Consider the following 24,571-nt stretch of genomic DNA (forward strand, 5'->3'; position numbering starts at 1 on the left):
ATGACGTCTTCTTGTAAAAGGAATCAAGGCGGGTATATGTCATGGAGCAGCTGATTGAGGTAAAAAGATCATGGTAGGGCAAGCTTCCGATATCTTAGTGGTAAGGTAGCGTCACACAAAGAGGCTTAAGGCTAGAGACGTTTTCACTGTCCCACCAGCGGTTTAGGCGACATCTTTTCTATGCACCTACAACAACCCGCGAACCGGATAATCCAAGGGGTGAACCCCCAAAGACTGAATCTTAACCCCCGCAAACGGCCTTTACATCCCATGATGGTTGGCCCACAATAAGCTACCGGGTTTAAAAAGCCCCACAGGGGGACGACCCGCAAAAACCAAGTCAAGGAGGTTCAGCGTTGGAAGGACTGTTAAGTTTCCTGGGTCACACCATAAGCGCCTTCACCTACAAGGAAGCGGTCATGATAGCGGTTGGAGTGGGGCTCATGCACCTCGCCATAGTCAAGGGGTTTGAGCCAAACCTCCTGCTGTCCATGGGGTTCGGCACCATACTGGTAAACATACCGTTTACCTCCGCCCTCGACCAGATCTCCGGCGGCAAGCTCACCGAGGGGGCGTTGTCGCTGCTGTTCAAGGCCGGCATAGCCACCGAGATGTTCCCCTTGCTCATATTCATCGCCGTGGGGGCCATGTGCGACTTCTCGCCCCTCATATCGAACCCCCGGATGTTCATCTTCGGCCTGGCGGCCCAGGGCGGCATATTCATGACCATGGGGCTTGCGCTACTCCTAGGCTTCAGCCTCAACGAGGCGGCATCCATAGGGATAATAGGCGCCGCCGACGGCCCCACCTCCATATACGTGGCCAACCGGTTCGCCCCGCACCTACTGGGCCCCATATCGGTGGCGGCGTACACCTACATGGCCCTGGTGCCCATAATCCAGCCGCCGGTGATAAAACTCCTCACCACCAAGGCGGAGAGGTCCATGAGGATGACCTACGTCCAGAAGGAGGTGTCCAGAACGAAGCTCATCGCCTTCCCGGTGATAGTGACCTTGGTGGCGGGCATCGTGGCCCCTCCCTCCGCGGCGCTGATAGGGTTTCTCATGTTCGGCAACCTGCTAAGGGTCAGCGGCGTCACCGAGCGGCTATCCCAGGCGGCCCAGAACGAGCTGGCAAACATAGTGACCATACTGCTTGGCTTCACCATCTCCGCCACCATGACCGGCGACAGGTTCGTGAACCTCTCCACCCTCATGATAATAGCCATGGGGCTCGTGGCCTTCGTGCTGGACACCGCCGCAGGGGTGGTTATGGCCAAGGTCCTCAACCTCTTCCTGCCCCAGCACCTTAAGGTGAACCCCATGGTCGGCGCGGCGGGCATCTCCGCCTTCCCCATGTCCGCCAGGACCATCCAGAAGCTGGGACAGGAGGAGGACCCCGGGAACTTCCTCCTCATGCACGCCGTGGGGGCCAACGTCTCAGGTCAGATAGGCTCGGTGCTCGCCGGGGGCCTGCTGTTGGCCATGCTAAGTTGAGGGAGCCCTAAAACCCCAACCCTAAGACTAAAAGTATTCCGGCTCCGGAGCTCCCTGGTCGTAGACCCTATCCCTGGGCTTCGACCCTCCGGAGCCCTTCTTATCTGGCTTTAGCTCCCCTTCCCCGCCCTTAACCGCCGGCTTCGGCTTGCCGTTCACCTTGGGAGCCGCGTCCTTGGCGCCGAGGGAAGACGCCCCAGCATCGAGACTCTCCGACGCCCCATCGGGGCCCCCCGACGCCCCGGCGCCTCCCCCCAATAGGGGAAGGCCTGAAAAACTGGGGTACAGTATCCTTATGTGGGTCACGTCCTTGAGGAACACCCCCTCCGCAACGCTGGAGGCCTTGGGCATGTCCTGCCACTCCCCGTCTAAGATCCGAACCTTCACCGAAGCCCAGGACAGGTTTTCAAGAAAACCGCCCCCGAAGTCCCTCTCCGAAGGGCCTGGGGTGAGGTAACCGCTGAACAGGGGCCTTGCGCCCGGGGAAGCCCCGCCCCCCATGGAACGGACTATGAGCCACTGGGGCTCGTACCAGGCGGGCTTCATCTCGTGGGACCTGGCGTGCTCCTCCGGCACGATCTGGAAGCCCCCCATCTCCCCCGGCGGCGAGGTGGACACGCACACCACCCCCGGGTGGTTGGCCCTTATGCGCCCCACCCCCTGGTAGTGGCTCCCCTCGAAGAAGCCTATGCCGCTCACCGGGTGCACCACCTCCCCTATCACCTTAGACCCGGAAGGATACACCGCCTCCACCCGTCCGCCCAAACGGTTCTCCAGATCCACCCACAAGGGACCTCCCACGGGGGGTGCCACCCGGTAGCGGATCTCCACCGCGTCCTTGAGGGTGTTTTCATCCAAAGGTGCCTCGGAGCCGTCCCTCAAAACCGCCGCCACCGGGGTGCCAACCGGCGGACAGTAGAGGCCGAAAAGGCCACTGCCCCCAACACCGTCCACCACCACCGCGCTGAAGGGCCTTGAGGCGGGGGCCGTCGTATAGGAAGGTATCAGGCTCACCACCGATCCACGGCCATCCCTAAGACCCACCAGGATGTGAACCGCGTTCACCGCCGAGGCCACCACCGTCCCCACCTTGCCCCAACGGGAGGCCCCGAAGGCGGGGTACAAGGGCCTTACGGGGGTGGACAACACCTGCCCCACCTGGACCGACACTCCCCCCTGCTCCACCCGGGCCTGCCTGCCCCTCTCAAGGGGGACCCTCACGGTGAAAAGCTCCCCCTGGGCGGAAGCCCCGCAAGGGAAGGCAAAAAGCCACACGGAACACGAAACCCAAGCGAATATCCTCAAAAAAACATCACGCACCAAAACTCCACCCCCCAATAACCGGTCAATCATACCACCATGGCCGGCGTTGCGCCGAAAGACCTGAGGTGGTATAGTCCACATGACAACATGACGACCATCCTTGGGGGGATTGCCATGACGCTGCGGAAGGAAAGTCCGGTGCCCCTGTACTACCAGCTCAAGGAGAAGCTGCTCAGGAAGATAGAGCAGGGGGAGCTCAAGCCCGGGGACCCCATACCCTCCGAGCGGGAGCTCTGCGACCGGTACCAGATAAGCCGGATGACCGCCGCCAAGGCGGTGACAGCCCTGGTGAACGAAGGGGTCCTGTTCCGCCAGCGGGGGGTGGGCACCTTCGTGGCCCAACCCAAGCCCCCCTGCAGCTCCTCCACCCTGGGGGGCTTCACGGACAACATAAGGGAGGCGGGGCTCTCCTGCAGGACCCAGATCATATCCTTCTCCGAGGAACCCGCGGAGGGCAGCCTCCCCTCAAGGCTTCAGGTGCCCCAAGGGGCCGCGGTCTTCAGCGTCCTGCGCCTTCGGTTCGTGGAGGATGAGCCCTTCTCCCTTGAACACGCCTGGATCCCCAAGGACCGCTTCCCGGACCTCTCGTACCAGCTCCTGGACGGGGACTCACTGTACAGGCTCTTCAGGGAGCACCTCAAGAAACCCCCGGTGCTGGCCAGGCAGACCATAGAGGCGGTGCTGGCGAGCGAGTACGAGGCCAAGATGCTTCAGGAGGAACCCAAAACGCCGATGCTCCTCTTCAGAAGGGTGGCCCTGGACTCCGACGGGCTCCCCTTGGAGTTCTCGAAGTGCATATACCGGGGACGGAAGTTCCTGTACGAGATAACCTTCTCCATCTAGGCGCCACAAGGGCGTTCAACAAAGGGCAACGGGGGGAGATCCCCCTTAGGCCATAAAAATCTCACCACAGGGAGGTAGAAAGAGATGTTTGGAGGTCTTCAGAAGCTTGGCAAGGCCCTGATGCTGCCGGTGGCGGTGCTGCCGGCGGCGGCGCTGCTGCTTCGCCTAGGAGCGCCCGACGTGCTCAACATCCCCTTCATCATGCAGGCCGGAGGGGCCATCTTCGACAACCTGCCCCTCGTCTTCGCCATCGGCGTGGCGGTGGGCTTCGCCTTCGACGGCGGTGGAGCCGCGGCCCTGGCCGGGGCTGTGGGGTACCTCACCCTCACCAAGGCCATGGTGACCATCAACAAGGACATAAACATGGGAGTCCTGGCGGGCATCCTCTCCGGCGTCCTGGCAGGACAGCTTTACAACCGCTTCCACAACATCAAGCTCCCGGACTTCCTGGGCTTCTTCGGGGGCAAGCGCTTCGTCCCCATAGCCGCCGCGGGCTCCAGCATCGCCCTGGCGCTGGTGTTCGGCTTCATATGGCCCCCCATACAGCAGGCCATCCACGGGGTGGGAAACTGGATCGTGGGCGCCGGCCTTGTGGGGGCCTTCGCCTTCGGAGCCCTTAACAGGCTGCTGCTGCCCTTGGGACTCCACCACGTGGTCAACAGCCTGGTGTGGTTCGTCTTCGGCTCCTTCACCGACAAGGCGGGCAAGGTGGTCACCGGAGACCTCTCCAGGTTCTTCGCCGGAGATCCCACCGCTGGAACCTTCATGACCGGCTTTTATCCCATAATGATGTTCGCCCTGCCTGCCGCGGCGCTGGCCATGTACACCACCGCAAGGCCCGAGAACCGCAAGGCGGTAAGCGGCATCCTGCTCAGCGTGGCGTTGACGTCCTTCCTCACCGGCATAACTGAACCCATAGAGTTCGCCTTCATGTTCCTGGCCCCGGCGCTCTACATAGCCCACGCCCTCCTCACCGGCGCGGCCCTGGCCCTGTGTGAGGCCCTGGGGATCCACCACGGCTTCGGCTTCTCCGCCGGCGCCATAGACTACGTGCTGAACTACGGACTTGCCACCAAACCGATCCTCCTCATACCCATAGGCCTTGCGTTCGGCGCGGTGTACTACTTCCTGTTCGTGGCCATGATCAAGGCCATGGACCTGCCCACCCCCGGAAGGGAGGCGGCCCCCGCAGGCATGACCGCCTCGGCGTCCACCGACGAGGAACTCGCAAAACTCGCCGCCGCCTACATAGCAAGCCTTGGGGGAGCTTCCAACATAGCCTCCCTGGACTCCTGCATAACTCGACTTAGGCTCTCCGTGAAGAACGGCGGACTGGTGGTAGAGGAGGAGATCCGGAAGCTAGGGGCCACGGGCATAATAAGGCCCAACTCCACGGACATGCAGATAGTGGTGGGCACCAAGGCGGACCTCATCGCGGGCGCCATCAAGAAGCAGCTCAAGGGCTGAGGGGGGCATAGGCGGTGAAAGCCTTGCGGGGCGCATGGGTGGCGCTGCCCTCCGGTGAGGCGGTGGCGGGGACCGTGGTGTTCGACCACGTCATAAGGGACGTAATCCCGGGGACTCCTCCATTGGAGGGATGCCGCGTACTTGACTGCCCTGGGTTCTACCTCACCCCGGGGCTCATGGACGTGCACATCCACGGCATAGGGGGCTACGACGCCTGCGACGGCACGCCTGAGGCGCTGGAGGCCATGTCCCATCACCTTGCGTCCTGCGGGGTAACCGCCTTCTGCCCCGCCACCATGACGCTGCCGGAAGAGGAGATAAGGGGCATCCTTGGCAACATAAGATCCGCCATGGAGCGCCCCATGCCCGGCGCCAGGGTGATGGGGGCCCACCTGGAGGGCCCCTTCATCAGCCCCGAGCGGCCCGGGGCCCAGGACCGGTCGTTCATAAGGGACCCCAAGCCGGAGCTGCTGGAGGACTTCAAGGACGTCATAAGGATCGTGACCTTCGCCCCCGAAAGGGATCCCCACGGCGTCCTCCTTGACACGGCCCTTAGGCTCCACATGGTCCCCTCGGCGGGGCACTCCAACGCCTCCTACGAGGAGACCCAAAGGGCCTTCCTCCAGGGGGTCATGTCGGTGACGCACCTCTTCAACGGCATGGCCCCCTACCACCACAGGACCCCGGGGCTTGCGGGGGCGGCGCTGGACGCACCGGTATTCTGCGAGATCATCGTGGACGGCATCCACTCTCATCCCTCCGCGGTGCGGCTGGCGTTGAAGGCCAAGGGGGAGGACAGGCTGGTGCTGGTATCGGACTCCATGCGCGGAGCAGGCCTAGGGGACGGCACCTTCTCCCTTGGGGGGCAAGAGGTCACCGTATCCCAGGGGGTGGCCCGCCTTAAGGGGGGCGCCATAGCGGGGAGCGTCATAACCCTGGACCAGGCGGTGAGGAACTACGGCGCTTACACGGGCCTTAGGTTCGAGCGGGCCGTAAGGGGGGCCACCCTCAACCCCGCAAGGCTCCTGGGGGAGAGGACCTCAGGGACCATAGCCCCGGGCATGAGGGCGGACATGGTCCTGTGGGGAAGCGGCGGAGAGGTGGCAAGGACTTACGTGAACGGAATGGAGGTCTTCAGCAGATGAGGATAGTGGTAGCCAAGGACTACGACCAGATGAGCCGGATGGCCGCCATAGTGGTGGCAAGCCGGGTGATACTGCAACCCGACTGCGTGCTTGGGCTCGCCACCGGTCAGACGCCGCTGGGGCTTTACCGGAACCTGGTGGAGTTCTACAGGCACGGAGACCTGGACTTCTCCAGGGTCACCACCTTCAATCTGGACGAGTACGTGGGGCTAGGTCCGGACCACCCCTGCAGCTACCACCGGTACATGGAGGACAACTTCTTCTCCCACGTGAACGTACCACCGGAGAATCGCCACATCCCACGGGGGGACGCGGCGGACCTGGCGGAGGAGTGCAGGCGGTACGAGGAGGCCATATGCCAAGCGGGCGGCATAGACCTGCAGATATTGGGCCTTGGGGTGGACGGCCACATAGGCTTTAACGAGCCGGACGTGAAGTTCGAGGGCAGCACCCACGTGGTGCAGCTGGCCCAGAGCACCATAGAGGCAAACAGCCGGTTCTTCCCATCCCCGGACCATATGCCCCGCTTCGCCATAAGCATGGGAATAAAGACCATAATGAAGGCCAGAAGGGTGCTGCTTCTGGCCGCTGGAGAGGAGAAGGCCCGGGCGGTCCGGGGGGCGGTGCTGGGGGAGGTAACGCCGGATCTGCCGGCATCCATACTCCAGCTGCACCCAAACACCACCATAATAGTGGACGACAAGGCGGCTTCCCTCATAAGGGAAGCCATAAGGTGAGGGGAGGCGACGGCGTTGAGGAGGATGTTGGACCTTCACGCAAGCCACGTAAAAAGGCTCACCGGCAGAGATCTTCTGGACAGCATACGGCTTTCGGAGGGCAGGACCGTGGCCTGCGAGGTCATAGCCACCGCCCAGCCGCTGCTGGGGGACATAAGCAACCCGGAGCTCGCCAAGGCCATGGGGGCGGATCTGGTGATACTGAACCTCTTGGACCTCCAGAACCCGGTGGTAGGCGGGCTGCCGGAGGGGGACGGGATTGAGGAGCTCTTCCGCTCCTCCTTCCACCAGGGGCATGTAAGGCCCACTACCCACAGGAACCCCATCGCACTTGCGGGGGACATGACCGGATGCCCCATAGGGGTCAACCTGGAGCCCATGGGCAGCGGAGACATGGAGATCCCCCCGGGCAGATCCGCCACGGCGGAGAACGCCAAAAGGGCGGTGGAGATGGGGGCAAGCCTTTTGGTGATCACCGCAAACCCCTACACTGGGGTGGGGACGGCGGACATAATCGCCAGCGTAAGAAGCATAAGGGAAGAGCTGGGGGACGTGATAATAGGGGCGGGGAAGATGCACGCCGCCGGCTCCGACTCCCCCTGGAAGGATATGCCCAAGACCGCCGCGGAGCTGGTGAAGGCCGGGGCGGACCTGGTGCTGATCCCATGTCCTGGCACCGTGCCGGGACTCTCGGAAGAGCTATTCGCCCTGTCCGCGGAGGCGGTCCACAAGGCGGGGGGGCTTGTGATGTCCACCATAGGGACCTCCCAGGAGGGCGCGGACCGGGACACCATAGGGCGCCTTGCGCTGATGGCCAAGATGGGCGGGGCGGACGTGCAGCACATAGGAGACTCCGGCTACTCGGGCATAGCGGTGCCGGAGAACATAATGGCCCTCTCCATGGCAATAAGGGGCAGGCGCCACACTCTAAGACGGATGGCGAGGTCGATAGCCCGATGATAACCGGGTGGTTCAAGCGTAAGGAGTTCAAGGTTCTCTCCCCCTTCACCGGCACCGTGCGCCCATTGGAAGAGGTGCCGGACCAGGTGTTCTCCTCCAAGATGGCGGGGGACGGCGTGGCGGTGGAGCCATCGGAGGGGTTGGTGCTGAGCCCCGTGGACGGAATCATAGAGGTGCTCTTCCCCTCCGCCCACGCCTTCGGGGTGCGAACCCCCGAGGGGGTGGAGATCCTGGTTCACGTGGGGGTGGACACGGTGAACCTCCGGGGAGAGGGCTTTGAGGCCCTAAAAAACCAGGGGGACCGGGTGAGCGCCGGTGAGCCGGTGATAAGGTTCGACCTTGATACGGTGAGGTCCAAGGCGCCGTCCATCCTGTCCCCGGTGGTCATAACCACAGGACAGGCCTTTCGGGTGCTCAAGGAAGGGCCAGTGAAGGCCGGCGAGGCGGTCCTGTCCTACCAGCCCTAGGGGAAAGCGGCGCAACCGCAGGGGCTCCGGCGCCCATGGGGCCCCTGCCAAAACCGCCGCAGCTAAGGACCTTGGCGATACGGGGGTCAAAACCCGCCGGCGGACCCCATACGGCGCCGCAGCTCCTCCACGAAGACCCTCCAAGAGGGCTTGCCTATGGAAAGGGCGTTAACCGCCCGGCGCATCAACCCGGCGGCCTCCTCCATCCTTCCCTGAAGCCCCCGGTGAAGGGCCGCCACCGCGAGGACCGGCCCGTCGTCTCTCACCCACGGCATGGAAGAGAAGATCCCCAAGGCCTCCTCCGCGTGAGCGAAGGCCCCCTCCAGGTCCCCCGCCAGGTACTTAAGCCTCGCCAAAACGGAAAGGACGAAGGGCTCGACCCTCATGAAGCCCCTGGACCTCACCGATCCCAAGCATTCCATGACCCTTGCGATCCCCTCATCCAATCTGCCAAGCAGGAACAGGCACTCTCCACCGTAGATCCCAGCCGCCAAGCGATTGAGCTCGTGGGGGACGCCCATCTCCGACAACATCTCAAACTCCCCGGCGGAGGCCTCAAAGAGCCTGAGTGCCTCCCCAAGGCGCCCGGAGAACATCCTGGAAAGCCCCATGAACCTAAGGGACAGCCCCTTAAGGGGCAGCCGGGCCTTGATGTCCCGCAGCTTGAGGGCCGTCTCCTCAAGCATTGCGGGGTCCTCCACCTGTATGTAGAAGTACCCAAGGCGCCTCAAGCACCCAGCCAGCACGTCCAGATCCCCGGCCCTCAAGGCCATCTCAGCCCCCCGGGAGGTCATCCCAAGCCCCCGGTGGTACTCTCCCCACCAGAGGAGGAACCCGCCCTTCAGCATCATGTAGCGGGAGGCCAGGTCATCCCCGGCGCCGATGGCGGACATGAGGGACCGGCACTCCTCCAGCATCTCCTCCGTGGCCTCCCTGGCGCCGTAGAAGCTCGAGGGCCCCAGCAGATGGTCCGGGAGAAGAGGGAAGAGCTCGTAGTGAAGCTCCATGTGGCGCTCCAGGTCCCTAAGGCGCACCTCGATCTCCCCCCGCAGGTTGCCCCCCTTCCTCATGTGGTGGGCGGCCCTCATGGAGGAGAAAGGATCCTCCTTGGAGCGAAAGGCTTCGCCGGCCATGGCATGGAGTTCCATCCTCCTGGATGCCTCCATGGACAGGTATATGCACTCCCTGAAGAGGCCGTGGTACACGTCCACCGCCGGCCCGTCGGGGCCTTCCTCCACCCGGATGAGCCTAAGGCCCTCAAGGGAGTTAAGTACCTTAAGGAAAGGGAACCCTTCACGGCCCGGCAAGGCGATTGCCTTGAGCTCCTCAAGCCCCACCGGACCGTCAAGGACCGCCAATGCCTCCATCACGGACCACTCGTCCCCAGAGAGCTCCCCCATGAGGCCCTCCACGGCCCCCACGAAAGTCTGGCCCCCGATGGAAGGCCCCTTGGCGGCCTCCTCCACGAAGAGGGGCACCCCGCAGGTCCTGTCGTATAGGTCCAATAGCTCCGCCTCCCCCAAGGTCCTGCGGGAAAGCCTTCTGAACAGCTCACCGGTGTCCTCCTGGCTTAGGGGCTCAAGCTCCATCTCAAGGACCTTCAAATCCCCCCTCATCATGAGGGACCTTAGAAGCCGCCCCATGGAACCCGCCCGGGGACGGGAGATGAGCCCAACCCTAATTCCGCAGCGGGAATCCATGGAGCCCAAAAAGCCCTCCAGAGCGTCCATTGAGGCCTCGTCGAACCGGTGGAGGTCGTCGAAGAAGACCCAAAGCCCAAAGCTCCGGCGGCAGACCGTGCTCAACAGGTGAAACACCATGGCCCCTATGGAACGGGAGTCCACCGGCTGGAAGTCCGACGCCCTAACCCCCAGGGAGGGGAACACCTGCCCGAGCCGCAGGAAGAGCGGAGACGAAGAGGCCTCCCCGTCCATGAGTCCCTTGGCCACCAGACCTCTCAGGAGGTCCTCGAAGGGCCAAAGGGGGAGCTTGCCCATCACGGGCCTGGCCCACAGGGAGGGCACCCCGCAAAGCCGGGCGAGCTCCCTTGCGAAGCTTGTCTTGCCAACCCCCGCCTGGCCGAACACCCAAAGGGCCGCCGGGCCCGAAGAGCCGGCGAACTCCAAAACCCTCCTGAGCTCCAAGCCCCTTCCCACCAGGTTTGACCTCTCCATCATGAGGCCCACCAGCCGATCCTTTAGATGAACCGCCTCCTGGGAGGGCTCCTCCCCCTCCTCGTTCAGCGCCCTCTTAAGACGGGCAAAGGTCCTGAGGGCCTCCCCGGGGCGGCCCAAGTGGGCAAGACAGTCCATCAACCCCAAGGCCAGCTCCTCGTCGCAAGGGGCCCGGTTGAAGAGGCCCCAAAGCTCCGAAAGGCGCTCCGCATCCCAAGGCCCCCTCAAAAGGGACCGCCTGACCCGCTCCGCCACGTCCATCCTCATGGACTCCACCCATTCCTCGAAGGCGGGACAGTCCGGAAGGCTCAAACCCTCCAGGAAATCCCCCTGTGGAACCTGGGAAAACGCGCCTTCCACGAGCAAATCCAGGTCCACGTTCCAACCATCTCCCCGGATGACCCACAGCCTGTCGGTCCGGATGGCCCCATCGGACAGGTACCTTTTTAACTCGTAAAGGGCGTTCCTAAGGCTCCCTGAAGCCCGGGGCCGGTCGAAGTCGCCCCAGAATAGCTCCTCAAGGCGGGCCCGCTGGACCCTTCGGTTGACCAAGACGTAAGCTAAAAGGCCGTAGGCCTTCTTGAACGGGAGCACCGTCTCCGCGCCGTCCCTGTATATGCGGAAGGGGCCTATGAGGCGGGCCTCCAGGGAGCTCATCGGCGCTCGCACATGCCCTTTAGGAAACGGAATATGACGTCGGCCCCCAGGGAGGCGGTCCTCTGGTCCTGGTCCAGGGGCGGGCTTATCTCCATTATGTCCAGGTACTTGACCTTGTAGCTTCGGCCCGCCAGGTACGCCACCTTGTTGAGCTCGTGGGACGAGAGGCCGTTGGGGGACACCGCGGAAGCTCCTGGGGCGTCGGTGCTCCTCACGGAGTCGATGTCCACCGACACCGCGATGGCCCGGGTGCCGCGACCGGCTATCTGCAGGGCCTTTATGAAGGTCTCCATGGGACGCCCCTGGATCTCGTCAAAGGTCATCACCGTGGCGTGCCTCTCGGATAGCCAGTCGTAGTAGTAGGGTGAGTTATGGGCCTCCTGAATGGCGTACTCCACGAAGTTCCTTGGGTTGAGGGACCTCGTGGGCATCTCCTCCAACGAACGGTAGAAGGGAGTTCCGCTGGTGATGCCCCCCCAGGAGAGATCCCTCACATCCAGGTGCTGGTCCACGTTGACAACCCCCAGCTCCCCCTCCCCAAGCCCAAGCCCCTCCGCCAGGCCCAAAAGGCCCGGGTAGCTGTTGTCGTGTCCTCCCCCTATGACTATGGGCAGCGCCCCGCTGGAGATAACCCACCGCACCACCCTGCGAAGGGCGTCGTGGGCCTCCTCCAGGGACAGGCCATCCACCTTCACGTTGCCCAAGTCCCCTATCTTGAGCTCCCCAAGGGAGGGACCGAACCCGGGGGTGAATCGGTAGAAAGCCCCCCTCACGGCGTCCGGCGCAAGCCTCGCCCCGGGACGGCCCCTGTTGGCGGTCACGCCCCGATCCTCCGGCATGCCCACCAACACCACGTCGAAGGCCCCCACGTCCCCCTCGGTCACCGGCACCACCAGCTCCCCCATCCGGGGGTCCTTGGGGTCCTGCTTGCTGAAGAAAAGCCCCCGGTCCGGGGGGGTCAAAAGCTCAAACAATTCCAACTCCCATCTCCTCCAATGCCAGGTGAAGTGCCTCAAGGTCCACCTTGAACAGCGCCGCGGGCCGGTACTCGGTACGCCCCTCCCGGGAGGAGCACGGGAAGCTCAAGTCCCCCGGGTCGTCGGGGACCACCCACTCCCCCACCAGCCTCACATGTCGTCCCTCAAGGGGCCCGCCGCAGGAAGGGCATAGGTCCCTCTCAGACAGAGACGCCAGGTCCGCGAAGGCGGGGGTGAAGTCCCTCAGGGGCACCAGGTTGATAAGGTGCCTGTCCCGCCGGTTAGCCCCCGCCACCATGGGACGGGGGACCTTGAGGGAGTCATGGGCTATTATAGCCACCGTCCCTGGGATTCCAACGGGGCCCAGGAAACCGGCGCAGTCCCCGAAGACCTGGCGCACCGCCTCGTCGGAGGCCATCTGGGCCTTGAACTTTAGGGCCCTTGAGGCCTTGGGATATGACAGGTTCATGTGCCCTGGGATGAGAAGCGCCGCCACCTGCCCTCCCCCCTGGTCCATCACCGCCACGGTCTTTATGGTGTCCTCGGGCTTAACGTTTAAAAACGAGCACAGGTCCTCTATGGTGGACACGGCGGGGGTGTGGACCTCCTCCGGGGCCGGCCCATGGGCGGGAAGGGCCGAAGGCTCCTCATCACCGCTCGGGAACGGATGATTCCTTGAGAAGAGCCCCCCGCAGGACCCACACTGCAGGGCGTCCACGCAGTTCATGGCCCAAGGATCGGAGGGTACGGCCCAAAGCACCCGGTATCCGCCTTCGAAGACCTCGGGAACCTGCTTCAGCCACCCAAAGGGAGGGGCCGGAACCTGCTGTTCCTTAGGGCTGAAAACCGCCCCAAGGCACAGCTCCTCCCCCACGGAGCCCCATATCTCAAGCCCATGGTCTTTCATGTACCGCTCCGCCAGGCTCTTAAGGTGCTGAAAGGTCCTTGCGCCTCCGCACAGAACCCCTCCCATGGAGGCGATCCACCCCTCCAGGGCCCCCATGAGAGCTCGGCGCTCCGAAAGGCCCCTGGGCAGGAGCAGAAGCCGCCCCTCCTTGGCGTTGTAAGCCCCCTTGCCGGAGGTTACAAGGGATACAAGCCCCCGATCCTTCACCTTTGCGGGTGGTTTTTGGGGTGGCGCGAAATCCCTTCCACCGCTCAACGCTCCCTCACCTCCTCCAGGACCTCCCCCATGGCCTTGAGGAAGGCCCGGTTCTCCTCAGGCCGTCCCACGGTGACCCTTATGGCCCCCGGGGACCCGTAGTGTCTTACCATTATGCCCCTTTCCATGAGTCCCAGGAACACCCTATGGGAGCAGTTCCCAAGCGGTATGAACACGAAGTTCCCATGGGATCTTACGAAGCTCACGCCCATGGCGGACAAGCCCCTTTGAAGCTCCTCCCGGCCCTTTGACAGCTGTTCCACCACGGACCGGAGGAACCCATGGTCCTCAAGGGCCCCCAGGGCCCCCGCCAGCGCAAGGGCGTTCACCGAGTAGGGCTCCTTGGCCCTCCTCATGTGGGATATGATCTGTTGAGGCCCCGCCACATAGCCCACCCTCAGCCCCGCAAGGCCGTAGGCCTTGGAGAAGGTGCGGAGCATCACCAGGTTGTCCCGTTGGGCTATCATCTCCGCGGTCCTTGGGAAGTCCGGAAGGTCCGCGAAGTCACCGTAGGCCTCGTCGCAGACCACCAGGACATGGGGTGGCACCGACCTTAGGAAATCCTCCAGCTCCCGCTGAGGAAAGGCGGTGCCCGTGGGATTGTTGGGGTTGCAGAGGAACACCAGCTTTGTCCGTGGGGTTATGCGCTCCGCGAATCCCTCAAGGTCCAGCGACCAGTCCTCCTTCATGGGCACCTCCACGGACCTGGCGCCAAACCTTTCCGCCAGGGAGCGGTACACCGAGAAGGTGAGCTTCCCGTGCAGCACCTGATCCCCCTCCTCAAGGAAGGTGACCCCCAGCAGGGTTATGACCCCGTCCAGGCCGTTGTCCACCAGGAAGCAGTCCTCCGGAAGCCCCCAATGGCGGGACAATGCCTGCCTCAGCTCCAGGGCCAAGGGGTCTGGGTAGCGGTTAAGGCCCTCCTCAAGGGCCTTAAGTATCCGCCCTTCCGCCATCCTAGAGTGTCCGAAGGGGCTTTCGTTGGCGTTAAGAGGTACGACCGGCCTTCCGATGGAACGGGACAAGTCCCTGGGAGAGGGGCCGGGATCGTAGGGCTCAAGGGACGAAAGGGAGCGCTTTATCACCACCGTCATGACGCGCCACCCCCCAACACCCAGTCAAGGCCCTCCTCCACGGAGGGGAACCTAAGGCGCGCCCCCTGGGCCCAGCTCCCCACGGCCACGAAGACACCGCGGCCGAAGGCCTCCAGGGAGGCCCTGTCGCTCTCTGCGTCGCCGAAGAAGGCGGGGTTTGAGATCCCAAGCCTGTCGCAAAGGACCTCAAGGCCAAGGGGGGAGGGCTTCACTATCCCGGAGTCAAGGGGCACCACAAGGTCCCTTGGGAAGTCCTCCCACCCAAGGAGCTTCAAGGCCAGGTCCAGCTCCCTCCAGGGCCTGCCGGTGTATATGCCCACCGGCAGGGGTATGTCCTTGTAGGAGCGCTTTATCAACGGCCTCTCATAGGTGTAGTAGGGCTCGCAGTCTACGCCCTCCACGTAGAGCCTGTCGCAGAAGGCCCTTACCCCATCCCGGAAGGGGAACCCCGGGTCCGGCTCCCCGAACCGGCTGAGCACCCACTCCACCGGATCGTCTCCGTCAAATAAGGTCAATTCCCTCCTCCACTCCTCAGGGGTGGGGAATGCCTCCTTGAGGCTCCCCGTCCCCTTACGGCTTGCCATGCAGAGCATGGCCCAGGGGATGTCGTAGTCGTCGTTGAAAGCCCGATGCCCCTTGGTGGCCCTTTCGTGCTCCTCCGTATAGGCCTCGCAGTCCACCACCCCGCCCAAGGCCTCCCATCCCCACCCGATGGCCCGCCGGATCACCCGAGGGTAAGAGTCCCTCACGTCCACCAGGGTACCGTCCACGTCGAAGATTATCCCGTCCACCATGTTCGAACACCTCCGTTGCATTTCCGAGGACACCATGATAACATGGAGCCCACGTTTTGGGATGATAATTCATCACGCTAACACGATGGAGGTAGCAGCCATGAAAAACCCCGTTGCCCTGCCGGGAACCTCGCCAGAGGCGGAGGTGTCCGGCCATGAGACCCCCGAAGGGATGCCTTGACCCTCACGAAGACCTGGCCTTCTCCATGGAGCTGTGCAGAAACAGGGGCATCCAGGCCCTCATAAGCCACGGCTACAGGCCCGTGTGCACCCCCTCCCTCCAGCGGCTGGACAGCCTCATGGAGATCCTGGAACCCTCCAAGGGAGCCTCCATCATAGCCCTCACCTCCCCCCACGGGGAAGCCTGCGCCCTGAACTTCGACGTCACCATATCGGCGGTGCTGAAGCTAGTGCGCCAGAAGGCCCCTGAGGAGCGGCCCTTGAGGATCTGCTACGCCGAGAGGGCCTACAGGAAGCCGGAACCCCCGGGGGAGGAGTTCGAGTCCTACCAGCTTGGGGCGGAGATAATCGGCTGGGACGGGGAGGGGGCGGACTGCGAGGCCCTGTTCCTCGCGAACCTGGCCATGACCCGGATGGGAATCCAATCCCCGGTGTTCGCCCTGGGCAGCCCGTGGCTCATATCAAGGATCTTCAAGGGGCTCCCCAGGGAGACCGCCCGGTCCCTTACGGGGTGCCTCAAACGAAAGGACTTCACCGCCTACGGTAAGACGCTGGACCGCCTGGGGCCCCAATGGGAGCACCTCAAGGCCATACCGGATCTACGGGGCGGCGAGGAGGTGCTGGACCACCTGGGGGAGATGTACCAGGTCCGGAACGACCGGGCTTACCTTGAGATAAAACGGCTCTGGGACTTCGCAAGCCAGTGCGGCATAAACCTGACGCTGGACCTGTCCCTCACCAGGAACCCGGACTACTACAGCGGACCGGTCTTCGACTTCTACACCCCCTCTGGCATGCCCCTGGGAGGCGGCGGCCGCTACGATGGGCTCCTCAAGAGATGCGGCGTCATGGGGCAGGCGGTGGGGTTCTCCATAGACCTCAAGGCCGCGGGGCAAGCCTCGTCCCTTAAGATGAGGCCCCCTTTGGCGATGGTGTGGTGCGCCCCGCTGCCCCCATTCACGGCCCTGGAGTTCACCCGCCGCTTGAGCGGGCGGGACATACCCTTCGAGGTCAGCTGGCACCATCGCCCCCAGCAGTCCATGGAGGCCGCCAGGATAAAGGGGATGACCTGGTGGCTGGATCCCTCCGCGGGCCTGGCGCTGAACCTGAAGGACCTGCGGAGGAGCACCGTAAGCCGCTTCTTCGAGGAAGAGGAGGAGAGGTCCTGATGCTCACCCTGGCGCTTCCCACCGGAAGATCCCTGCAGGACTGCGTAAGCCTGCTGAAGAGATCCCGCCTTGCTCCTCAAGACCTCAAGGGGGATCAAAGGGAGCTGGAGATACTAACCGAACGCCTCAGGCTCATCCTGGTGAAGCCCCAGGACGTGCCCACCATGGTGCACATGGGCTTCGCCCAGCTGGGCCTTGCGGGCTACGACGTGATCCTTGAATCCGGCGCCCGGGTGGCGGACATGCTGGACACGGGGCTTTGCCGCTGCCGCATGGTCCTGGCGGGGCCTCCTTCCGCCCGGGAGCTGCTCATAAACCCCCATGGGACGAGGCAGCTTAAGGTGGCCACCAAGTACGTAAACACCGCGGAAAAGGTGCTCCCCGAGAGGGGGATGAAGGCGCTTACGGTGCCCATGCACGGCTCCGTGGAGATAGCCCCGGCGCTTGGCATATCGGACATCATAATGGACATAGTCCAGACCGGCTCCACCCTAAGGGCCAACGGCCTGGTGGAGCTGGAGCAGATATTCCCCGTGACCGTACGCCTCATAGGACACCCCGGCGCCCTTGAAACCCGCTGGGGCGAGATAAGCCAAACCCTAAGGGCCATAAGAAAAGGAGTGAAGGGCCTATGATAGCGTCGGTGGAACGGACCACCCGGGAGACCCGGGTGGCGTTGACCCTCAAGCACCCGGGGGAAGGCCGCTTTGAGGCGGAAATGGAACGCTCGTTTCTCACCCACATGCTGGAGGCCCTGTGCCTAAACTGCCCCATGGACCTCCTAGGCGGCGCCGAAGGGGACACCCAGGTGGACATGCACCACCTTACGGAGGACGTGGGGATCGTCATGGGCCAGTGCCTCTTGAAGGTATGGCCCGCAAAGCCCCGACGCCGCTACGGCTGGTGCGTGCTTCCCATGGACGAGTCGCTGGTAAGGGCGGCGGTGGACCTCTCGGGAAGACCCGGGGCTTACTTCTCAGGCCCCCTCCCCAGGGGCAGGATCGGGGCCTTCGACTCGGAGCTCACCTTCGAGTTCTTCCGGGCCCTGGCGGTGGAAGCTCGCATGACCCTGCATTTGGACGTGCTTAAGTGCTCCAACCTGCACCACGGGGTGGAGGCGTGCTTCAAGGCCGTGGGCAGGGCCCTGGGTGAGGCCTTGAAGCCCGGACGCAACATGAGCACCAAGGGGGTGACGGAGGTTTGATAGGGATCGTGGACTACCGGGCGGGCAACCTGGCAAACCTTCAAAGGGCCCTCTCAAGGATAGGATTTGACTCCCGGGTGCTGGCAACCCCCGAAGAAGCTAAGCCCCGGGACGTAGGGGTTCTGTTCCTCCCAGGCGTGGGCTCCTTCGGCGCCGCTTCCAGATGGCTTGAGGAATCCCGATGGAGCATAGGGCTCCTGGACTGGGTTGAATCGGGGCTGCCCCTCATAGGCATATGCCTTGGCATGCAGCTCATGTTCCAAAGGAGCCTGGAGGACGGGGACAACCGGGGGCTTGGGATATTCCGTGGCACCGTGGAGCCCTTCCGGGGGCGGCGGCTCATCCACATGGGATGGGAGCGGGTGAGCTGGCTCCACTCACCCCCCGCCGACGATGGCGCCTTCTACTTCGTGCACCGCTACTGCTGCGTTGAATCGGAGGACATCTGGGGATCATGCGCCCCCGAAGGCTCCCAAGGTTTCGTGGCCGCCGCAAGACGGGGCAGCGCCATGGGGTTTCAGTTCCACCCGGAACGGAGCGGACAGGGGGGGCTTAGGCTTTTGGAGAACGTCATCAAGGAGGTGGCAGGAGGTTGGAGCTGATCCCCGCCGTAGACCTTTACGGAGGCAACGTGGTGCGGCTCACCGAAGGGCGGTTCGAAAGGGCAACCATATATCCACTGGATCTTTCCTCCCTGGGGGAGAGGTTCCTTCGGGATGGGGCCCAGTGGGTTCACGTGGTGGACCTGGAGGGGGCAAAGATGGGGGAGCCGAAACACCTAAAGGCCCTGAGGGCCCTCAAGTCCCTTGGGCTCAAGGTGCAGTTCGGCGGGGGCTTGAGGTCCGTGGATTGGTGCTTAAGAGCCCTTGACGCCGGGGCGGACCGGGTAATGGTTGGAAGCGCCCTCTTCGACGCCTCCAAGGCGCCGGAGGACTTCTCAAAGGCCCTGGGGGAAGCCCTGGTGGCGGCGGTGGACCACCGGGGCGGCAAGGTCTGCGTAAGGGGATGGACCCAGGAGACCGACATAACCGTGGACCGGGCCCTGGAGGATCTGTCCGCCCAGGGGGTGTCCCTATTCCTAGTCACCTGTGCGGAAAGGGACGGGACCTTGGAAGGGCCGGACCTTAACACCTACAGCAGGATATGCCAAAGGCACCAGGTCATCGCCGCGGGAGGCATAAGGGACCCAAAGGACCTTAAGGCCCTCAAGGCCTGCGGGGCCGTGGGCGCCGTGGCGGGAAAGGCCCTTTACGAAGGTGGCCTTGACATACGGGAGGCGATGGAGGTGCTCAAATGGGGATGATCAGGATAATCCCTTGCCTTGACGTGAAGGACGGCCGGGTGGTCAAGGGGGTTGGCTTCGAGGGCCTTAAGGACTCGGGGGACCCGGCGGAGATGGGGGAAAGGTACTGCCTTGAAGGGGCGGACGAGCTGGTGTTCCTGGACATCACCGCCTCCTACGAGGCCAGGAGCACCAGGCTGGAGTGGGTTCTCAACGTGGCCAAGGTCATGACCATACCCTTCAGCGTAGGAGGCGGCATATCAAGCGAGGACCAGGCGGTGGAACTGGTCCGCCTTGGGGCGGACAAGATAAGCGTCAACAGCGCCGCCGTGATGGACCCGGGCCTCATAGGCCGCTGCGCCCTAAGGCTTGGCAGCCAGGCGGTGGTGGTGGCGGTGGACGCCAAAAGGACCCAAGGCGGCTTCCGGGTTTTCATAAAAGGAGGGCGAGAGGACACCGGGATGGACATGGCGGAATGGGTCTCCCGTCTTGAGGGCCTAGGCGCCGGGGAGGTGCTGCTCACCTCCATAGACAGGGACGGCACCGCCCAGGGCTACGACCTTGAGATGATCCGCCTGGCCAGGGAGGCCACGAAGCTTCCCATAATAGCCTCCGGCGGGGCGGGGACGCCTAAGCACTTCGCCGAGGCCGCCGAGGCGGGGGCCGACGGGCTCTTGGCGGCATCGGTGTTCCACTACGGCGCCATAAAGATACCGGAGCTGAAGGACATGCTAAAGGGGCTTGGAGTACCGGTCAGGATTTGATTTTTCTTTTTTTGATTTTTTAATTATGTTTTTAAGACTTGCATCGCCGGGAGGGGAGCAGGGTGGAGGACGTAAAGCTTAAGTTCGACCGAAGGGGGCTCATCCCCGTGGCGGTACAGAGCGTAAGAAGCGGAAGGCTCCTCATGCTGGCCTACGCAAACCAAGAGGCCCTGGAGAGGACCTTAAAGGGCGGCGAGGCATGGTTCTACAGCCGCTCAAGGGACGAACTATGGCACAAGGGGAAGACCAGCGGCAACGTGATGAAGGTCTTGGAGGTGCGGGTGGACTGCGACGGGGACGCGGTGATGTACCTGGTGGAGGAATCGGGCCCCGCCTGCCACACTGGCGAGAGCTCGTGCTTCCACCGGGTACTTTTCGGCCAGGGCGGGGAGGAGTGCCTCTTCCTGCACCGCCTGGAGGAGGTCATAGCCGAAAGGGCCTTTGGGGAGGACGAGACGAGCTACACCCGAAGGCTTCTCGAGGCGGGCCCTCAAAGGGCGGCCCAAAAGGTGGGGGAGGAGGCGGTTGAGACCGCCATAGCCCTGGCAACGGGGGACGCCGAAAGGGCCGTGGAGGAGGCGGCGGACCTCCTTTACCACCTTCTGGTGGCCCTTAAAAGCCGGGATATCCCGCTTAACCGGGTCTTAAAGCGTCTTGCGGAACGCCACAGGGACCGGGCCTGAAAAGCCTCACTCCTCGAAGTCCCAGGCCTCCTCGGACACCTTTAGCTGCCCTATCTTCTCCTCAAAGCCAAACACCGTGGAGTCTATGGCGTTTATCTCCCTGTCCACCTGGTCAAGGCCCTCTATGGAGTAGCCCTCCGGCAGGCGGTTGGCGTAGCGCTTAACCTTAAGCAGCGCCTGCAGGTAGTTCCTCTCCTCCCGGCGCAGCGCCTCCGCCAGGTCAAGGGCGTGGGGCGTCCCGTGCTTTACGAACAGATGAGCCGCCGCTATGTTGGCGGTGACGGACATCTCGTCGAACCAAAGGTCGCCTAAGGCCCGTTTGAGCCTCCGGCGGGCCTTGGGATCCTTCACGAAGTTCACGGTCCTGTTTATGAGGTACATGGTCTCCTGGATCTCACCTAGCACCGACTCGTACTCCCGCTTGGGTAAAGAGCACGACGCCACCACCCTGGCCTCCTCCTCGTAGGTGCGCTCCTTCCTAAGAAGCATCCCCACCGAGGGGCGCACCTCTATCCTGGCGGGCTCCTTTGGAGCTACGAGCAGCTTCATGTAAAGCCGCTCGGTGTCGTAGTCCGGGTGTTCGCAGCGGCTCTTTGGTATGAAGGTCACGTAGCCGGTCTCGAAGAAACCCCTCCGCCCCGCCCGACCCGCCATCTGGAGGAACTCGTTCTTGCTCAAGGGACCGTCGAAGTACTTGGCCATCTGGGCGAACACCACGGTCTCCGCCGGCAGGTTCACCCCAAGGGATAAAGCGTCGGTGCCCACCACCACGTCCAAAACCCGTTCCCTGAAGGCCATCTCCACCAACAGCTTCTCCTTGGGCAGGAGGCTGCCGTAGTAGATGCCCACGCCCTTCAGCAGCACGTCGGGCACCTGATCCACCTCAAGTATGTGGGCCATCTCCCTGAGCCTGGCCCGGTCTTCCCGGGGGATGCGCTTGCGGGTCCTGGCTATCTCCCGGGCGGTGTACTCAACCCCCTTCCTGGAGAAGGCGAACACCAAAGCGTCGTGGATCTGGGAGAACTTCACCCCCTTGCGGCGGAACACCAGGTCGGTGACCCGTTCGGAGGTCTCGAAGAGCACGAAGTCCCTCTGGGCCATCTCCTCCAGGTACTCCTTCACGGCGCTGGGGTTCCCGAAGGTGGCGGACATGACCAGCAGCCTGGAGTCCCGGTGGGTGCCCCTTATGCCGTCTATGTACGCCCTGGCCCGCTCGGAGTCCCCGAAGATGAAGTGGAACTCGTCCACCACCACCATCTGGTTGGGTCTTGCCGAGTACTTCAGGGTGTATATCTCCTGGGTGCAGCAAAGCACCGGGGCGTCGGAGTTCTTCTTGAAATCCCCGGTCTCCAGCCCCACGTCGAAGCCCATGCCCTTAAGGTCCAGGTACCTCTCGTTGGACAGGGCCTTTATGGGGGCGGTGAATATGACCCTGCCCTTCGGAAGGTTCGCCCGCCCCTCACGGTCCATGAGCCCCGCCCAGCGGTACGCCACCCAGGTCTTGCCGCTGCCGGTGGGGGCCGAAAGTATCCCGTTCCGATCCCTTATGGCCTCGTAGGCCCTCTCCTGCCAGGGGTAAAAACCGCCTGCCCCGTCCTCCATAAGCTCCATGATTCAACCCCTCTGATCCTCATCCCAAGAATCCATGTAGCATGCCATCACCGGTATTATCCGGTCTTGGCCGTCAACCGTCGTGTGCCAGTCCCCTATCCGCTTCGCCCCCATGTGAAGGTAAAAGCCCTCCGCGAAGGGGTCGGACAGTATCCAAACCCACGAGGCCCCCCTGCGGCGGGCCTCCCCCACCGCGTGTTCAAAGAGCCTCCGCCCCAACCCCATGCCCATGTAGGGCGGGTCAACCCACATGTGGTCCAGCTCCCATCTATCCTGATCCCACAGGAGGGACGAAAAACCCACCATCTCCCCCGAGGGGGCGCACATGACGAAAACCGGGTTCTCCCTTATGTAATCCTCCGTCACCGTAAGGGGCCCCGCCCACTGGTCTATGGTCTTGGGGTCGTACCCCCAATGGGCCTTGGCGGCATAGGCTATGCGGGTGAGCTCCGGACCGTCCCCCGCCGCAGCTTCCCTTATGTAGAAACCATCCGGGGATTTGTCGCGCTCGATCAAAACCATACCCCCTAAAACACCGTCCTCGTCAACCCCATGGAACACCAGCGCCTAGATCAACTGTAAGGCCCAAAGGTGACCTCCCCGTCGTCCCCCAGGTAGAAGGATGCGTAACGCATCACCTGGTTGATCTCCCTGCGCACCCCTTTCACCTCCACCGTGACCCCAGGATAAACCTCACCCCTCACCCGGACCACCCCTTTGGCGCTGGAGGACTCAAGGAGGCTCTCCAACATGGCTATCTTGGTCTTCAAGTCCTTCTCCTGCTTCTTCAAACCGTCGTAAACCGCCATGGCCTTCCTGATACGCTCCTTAAGGTCATCCCTTAAGGCCATGACATCCCCGGCCTTGGGAAGCACCGCCTTCACGAAGCTCTCCGCCCTCAATATGGCGGCCACCACCTCCGCCAAGGTCTTCTTGTGGTGAACCAGCTGCTCCCTCACCCGGAAGCTCACGCCCACCGAGAGAACCGTCCTGGTCCCCATCTCGCTTCCCGCCACGGTGGTGTCAACCCGGTTAAGGGCCTGCACCTGGCCCCCTATTATCCCCCGGCGGCCCTTGACAACCACAAAGTCGCCGGAGCTTATGCGGCCGTTGAGGGAGTACTTCTCGACGGTTACAGGACCGTCGCAGACCACCGCCCCCTGCTCCACGTAACGAACCATCCCGCTGCCCCCCGCCTCCATGAGCGCCCTGGACCCCACCAACCCACCGTGGATAACCACGTCCCTCCCGCATTTAACGGTTCCGTCGAAGACCCCGCCGAATATCTCCGCGTCCACGCCGGCCTCCACCGAGAACCCGGCAGACACGTTCCCCCGCACCACGATGCTGCCATCGAACCTCACGTTCCCGGTGGCCACCCCCACGTCCCCCCGGATCTCAAAGACCGGGTCCACCCGAAGCACCGCCCCGTCCAGCACCGGCTGCCCCTCCGCGGCGGCCACGAAGGTCCTGCCGTCCTCCTTCACCTGCACCCCCTTGCCGGGCATCAGGTGAACTTCCTTCACCTCCGGCACCTCCACCACGTTGCCCCAAACGTCCTGGCCGGGCCTCCCTGGCACGGGAGGATGAAATACCGCAAGCCTGTCCCCGGGCCGCACGGTCTTGACCCTGATGACCCTCCTCAAGTGCAGTGGCAGCTTCTCATCCTCCTGCTCCACCTCCTCCATGCCCAGGGGGAACAGGATCTCCACCTTGCCCTCCTTCGGGGGAAGCGGGGGAACCCCCTTGGCCACAAGGACGTCCTTTTGCACCTCCCCGGCGTTGCACCGGTCCACCGCGGCGGCTATGACCTCGGTCAAAAGGCCCCTTAAACCCTGGGATGAGAGCTCGTCCACCAACACAAGCCAATCAAGGGGCTTGCCGCCTCCGATGGGGGGGAAGAGGTCCAGCCGGGCCTCCATGCCGTCCCTCGAGACCTCCAAACGATAGGAGCCGTCCACGCTAGACCCCTTGGCGTCAAGACCCAGCTCCTTAAAGGTCTCCTCTACGCCCGCTATGAATCGCTCCAGGTTCTCCGCCAACAGCTCTTCCCTACCCCGGTCCCGATCCTCGGAAGCCACGCCAACTCACCCCATTCCCCTTAAGGTCTGATTTAAAATGGAGCATAAAAAATGAACAGGTCCTTTTAAAAAAATTATATTAGCAAAACATCCCGCCGCATAGGAGACCCCCGGCGCAAAAAAGACGGGCCCTAGGGGATGTTTTAATCCAAAATCCCAAAGACCTCTTAAGCCCGTCACAACCAAAGGGGGCTTCATAAAGAAAGGGGCGGGAGGACTCCCGCCCCTTTCTAGGACCTAGAAAAACCCTTAACTGCCGGCGTTTAAGCTAAGGCGATCCTCACCATCGCCGTAACGGAAT

General features: G+C 63.2%; 23 protein-coding genes. 14 read left to right on the top strand and 9 right to left on the bottom strand.

Translation table 11 applies throughout. From position 1 onward, the window contains the following. Nucleotides 1-356: 356 nt before the first annotated feature. Nucleotides 357-1,496: a sodium ion-translocating decarboxylase subunit beta gene (locus tag N2315_02205; protein MCX7828000.1), complete on the top strand. Its 1,140-nt coding sequence runs from the start codon at nucleotides 357-359 to the stop codon at nucleotides 1,494-1,496. Nucleotides 1,497-1,523: 27 nt separating this feature from the next. Here the strand turns inward: N2315_02205 and N2315_02210 are convergent, their stop codons facing one another. Then, nucleotides 1,524-2,816, bottom strand: a complete 1,293-nt coding sequence (locus tag N2315_02210; protein MCX7828001.1) for a hypothetical protein — start codon at nucleotides 2,814-2,816, stop codon at nucleotides 1,524-1,526. A 117-nt stretch (nucleotides 2,817-2,933) separates the two neighbouring features. Here N2315_02210 and N2315_02215 point away from each other — a divergent pair, with 117 nt between their 5' ends. From N2315_02215 to N2315_02240, 6 genes are all read left to right on the top strand, one after another. Further along, nucleotides 2,934-3,662 (top strand): GntR family transcriptional regulator, encoded by a 729-nt coding sequence (locus tag N2315_02215; GenBank protein MCX7828002.1) that lies wholly within the window; start codon nucleotides 2,934-2,936, stop codon nucleotides 3,660-3,662. An 84-nt stretch (nucleotides 3,663-3,746) separates the two neighbouring features. After that, a complete protein-coding gene (gene nagE, locus N2315_02220) occupies nucleotides 3,747-5,129 on the top strand; it encodes an N-acetylglucosamine-specific PTS transporter subunit IIBC (GenBank protein ID MCX7828003.1) in 1,383 nt (460 codons plus the stop codon). A gap of 14 nt (nucleotides 5,130-5,143) precedes the next feature. Further along, on the top strand, nucleotides 5,144-6,274 hold the full coding sequence (gene nagA, locus N2315_02225) for an N-acetylglucosamine-6-phosphate deacetylase (GenBank protein ID MCX7828004.1): 1,131 nt from the start codon (nucleotides 5,144-5,146) through the stop codon (nucleotides 6,272-6,274). Next, nucleotides 6,271-7,011 carry a glucosamine-6-phosphate deaminase gene (nagB, locus tag N2315_02230; GenBank protein MCX7828005.1) on the top strand — a complete coding sequence of 247 codons (741 nt, stop codon included), beginning with the start codon at nucleotides 6,271-6,273 and terminating at the stop codon, nucleotides 7,009-7,011. Before nagA ends, nagB begins: the two co-directional genes overlap by 4 nt. Nucleotides 7,012-7,026: 15 nt before the next feature. Then, nucleotides 7,027-7,971, top strand: a complete 945-nt coding sequence (locus N2315_02235) for a haloacid dehalogenase-like hydrolase (GenBank protein MCX7828006.1) — start codon at nucleotides 7,027-7,029, stop codon at nucleotides 7,969-7,971. Then, nucleotides 7,968-8,438: a PTS glucose transporter subunit IIA gene (locus N2315_02240; GenBank protein MCX7828007.1), complete on the top strand. Its 471-nt coding sequence runs from the start codon at nucleotides 7,968-7,970 to the stop codon at nucleotides 8,436-8,438. Before N2315_02235 ends, N2315_02240 begins: the two co-directional genes overlap by 4 nt. An 86-nt stretch (nucleotides 8,439-8,524) precedes the next feature. On the opposite strand, the gene N2315_02245 is transcribed toward N2315_02240, so the two are convergent. From N2315_02245 to N2315_02265, 5 genes are read right to left on the bottom strand one after another with little or no spacing between them, the layout of a single operon-like run. Then, complete coding sequence (locus N2315_02245) at nucleotides 8,525-11,269, bottom strand: AAA family ATPase (GenBank protein MCX7828008.1); 2,745 nt, start codon at nucleotides 11,267-11,269, stop codon at nucleotides 8,525-8,527. Continuing rightward, nucleotides 11,266-12,249, bottom strand: coding sequence for a formimidoylglutamase (locus N2315_02250; GenBank protein MCX7828009.1), 984 nt, complete (start codon nucleotides 12,247-12,249; stop codon nucleotides 11,266-11,268). The genes N2315_02245 and N2315_02250 overlap by 4 nt, the downstream gene beginning before the upstream one ends. Continuing rightward, the gene (locus N2315_02255) at nucleotides 12,236-13,408 is read right to left on the bottom strand and encodes a hypothetical protein (protein ID MCX7828010.1); all 1,173 of its coding nucleotides are present in this window, start codon (nucleotides 13,406-13,408) and stop codon (nucleotides 12,236-12,238) included. Before N2315_02255 ends, N2315_02250 begins: the two co-directional genes overlap by 14 nt. Beyond that, entirely contained in the window at nucleotides 13,405-14,502 is a 1,098-nt protein-coding gene (gene hisC, locus N2315_02260) for a histidinol-phosphate transaminase (GenBank protein MCX7828011.1), read from the bottom strand. The genes N2315_02255 and hisC overlap by 4 nt, the downstream gene beginning before the upstream one ends. Then, nucleotides 14,499-15,296, bottom strand: coding sequence for an HAD family hydrolase (locus tag N2315_02265; protein ID MCX7828012.1), 798 nt, complete (start codon nucleotides 15,294-15,296; stop codon nucleotides 14,499-14,501). The genes hisC and N2315_02265 overlap by 4 nt, the downstream gene beginning before the upstream one ends. A 155-nt stretch (nucleotides 15,297-15,451) precedes the next feature. On the opposite strand from N2315_02265, the gene N2315_02270 reads away from it, so the two are divergent. From N2315_02270 to hisIE, 7 genes are all read left to right on the top strand, one after another. Continuing rightward, a complete protein-coding gene (locus N2315_02270; protein ID MCX7828013.1) occupies nucleotides 15,452-16,645 on the top strand; it encodes an ATP phosphoribosyltransferase regulatory subunit in 1,194 nt (397 codons plus the stop codon). After that, nucleotides 16,645-17,280, top strand: a complete 636-nt coding sequence (gene hisG, locus N2315_02275) for an ATP phosphoribosyltransferase (protein ID MCX7828014.1) — start codon at nucleotides 16,645-16,647, stop codon at nucleotides 17,278-17,280. The genes N2315_02270 and hisG overlap by 1 nt, the downstream gene beginning before the upstream one ends. Then, the gene (locus N2315_02280) at nucleotides 17,277-17,849 is read left to right on the top strand and encodes an imidazoleglycerol-phosphate dehydratase (GenBank protein ID MCX7828015.1); all 573 of its coding nucleotides are present in this window, start codon (nucleotides 17,277-17,279) and stop codon (nucleotides 17,847-17,849) included. The genes hisG and N2315_02280 overlap by 4 nt, the downstream gene beginning before the upstream one ends. Further along, nucleotides 17,846-18,451 (top strand): imidazole glycerol phosphate synthase subunit HisH, encoded by a 606-nt coding sequence (gene hisH / locus N2315_02285; protein ID MCX7828016.1) that lies wholly within the window; start codon nucleotides 17,846-17,848, stop codon nucleotides 18,449-18,451. The genes N2315_02280 and hisH overlap by 4 nt, the downstream gene beginning before the upstream one ends. Next, nucleotides 18,442-19,152, top strand: a complete 711-nt coding sequence (locus N2315_02290; protein ID MCX7828017.1) for a 1-(5-phosphoribosyl)-5-[(5-phosphoribosylamino)methylideneamino] imidazole-4-carboxamide isomerase — start codon at nucleotides 18,442-18,444, stop codon at nucleotides 19,150-19,152. The genes hisH and N2315_02290 overlap by 10 nt, the downstream gene beginning before the upstream one ends. Beyond that, a complete protein-coding gene (gene hisF, locus N2315_02295) occupies nucleotides 19,143-19,895 on the top strand; it encodes an imidazole glycerol phosphate synthase subunit HisF (protein ID MCX7828018.1) in 753 nt (250 codons plus the stop codon). The genes N2315_02290 and hisF overlap by 10 nt, the downstream gene beginning before the upstream one ends. Nucleotides 19,896-19,957: 62 nt before the next feature. After that, nucleotides 19,958-20,578 (top strand): bifunctional phosphoribosyl-AMP cyclohydrolase/phosphoribosyl-ATP diphosphatase HisIE, encoded by a 621-nt coding sequence (hisIE, locus tag N2315_02300; GenBank protein ID MCX7828019.1) that lies wholly within the window; start codon nucleotides 19,958-19,960, stop codon nucleotides 20,576-20,578. Nucleotides 20,579-20,584: 6 nt separating this feature from the next. On the opposite strand, the gene N2315_02305 is transcribed toward hisIE, so the two are convergent. Genes N2315_02305 through N2315_02315 form a run of 3 tightly spaced genes read right to left on the bottom strand, consistent with a single transcriptional unit; the run spans nucleotide 20,585 to nucleotide 24,270 of the window. After that, nucleotides 20,585-22,189, bottom strand: coding sequence for a helicase-related protein (locus N2315_02305; GenBank protein MCX7828020.1), 1,605 nt, complete (start codon nucleotides 22,187-22,189; stop codon nucleotides 20,585-20,587). Between the two features lie 3 nt (nucleotides 22,190-22,192). Continuing rightward, nucleotides 22,193-22,705, bottom strand: coding sequence for a GNAT family N-acetyltransferase (locus N2315_02310; GenBank protein MCX7828021.1), 513 nt, complete (start codon nucleotides 22,703-22,705; stop codon nucleotides 22,193-22,195). A 56-nt stretch (nucleotides 22,706-22,761) separates the two neighbouring features. After that, nucleotides 22,762-24,270, bottom strand: a complete 1,509-nt coding sequence (locus N2315_02315) for a FapA family protein (GenBank protein ID MCX7828022.1) — start codon at nucleotides 24,268-24,270, stop codon at nucleotides 22,762-22,764. Nucleotides 24,271-24,571: the final 301 nt, after the last annotated feature.

Source organism: Thermanaerothrix sp., from assembly GCA_026417795.1.
Taxonomy (GTDB): domain Bacteria; phylum Synergistota; class Synergistia; order Synergistales; family Synergistaceae; genus Thermanaerovibrio.